We start from the raw sequence: 554 nt of genomic DNA, 5'->3' as shown, positions 1-554 counted from the left end.
ATATCCACTTAAAAGAAGTGCTTGTTTGGTTTCAAGATGAAGCTAGATTTGGTCAACGCAATACCACAACCAAGATTTGGGCAGAAAAAGGAACTCGACCTAGAGCCGTTCAACAGCAACAATTTGAGTACGCTTATTTGTTTGGAGCCGTTTGTATCAATACAGGCGAAGCTGAAGCTATTGTTTCACCGTTAAGCAACATGGAAGCAATGACGAAGCATCTTGAATTAATCTCAACGGCGACCCCTAGAGGTAAACATTCCGTGGTTATTATGGATCAAGCGAGCTGGCATCAAGCACATTTAGCCAATCATTTTAAGAACATCACGATAATCCATATCCCGCCATATTCACCAGAATTAAACCCGATAGAACAAGTTTGGCAATGGCTTCGACAATACAAGTTAGCGAATAGGTGTTTTGAAAACTATAACGATATAGTGAACTCAGTATGCAATGCTTGGAACAGTTTTTGTGAAGATAAACGCAGAGTCCAATCCCTCTGCTTTAGAGATTGGACTCGATTGGTAAGTTAATTAATGGAATTGGTATTA

At 39.7% G+C, this 554-nt stretch carries 1 protein-coding gene; it reads left to right on the top strand.

The genetic code is table 11. The features are described 5' to 3' along the window. Positions 1–536, top strand: a 536-nt coding sequence (locus H5300_RS27000; protein WP_182797389.1) for an IS630 family transposase, incomplete at its 5' end; no start/stop codon positions are given. Between the last annotated feature and the right edge of the window lie 18 nt (positions 537–554).

This window comes from Vibrio sp. SG41-7 (genome assembly GCF_014164465.1).
GTDB lineage: Bacteria > Pseudomonadota > Gammaproteobacteria > Enterobacterales > Vibrionaceae > Vibrio > Vibrio splendidus.
The sequence above is the reverse complement of the archived record's forward strand: the minus strand, read 5'-3'. Positions and strand labels throughout refer to the sequence as shown.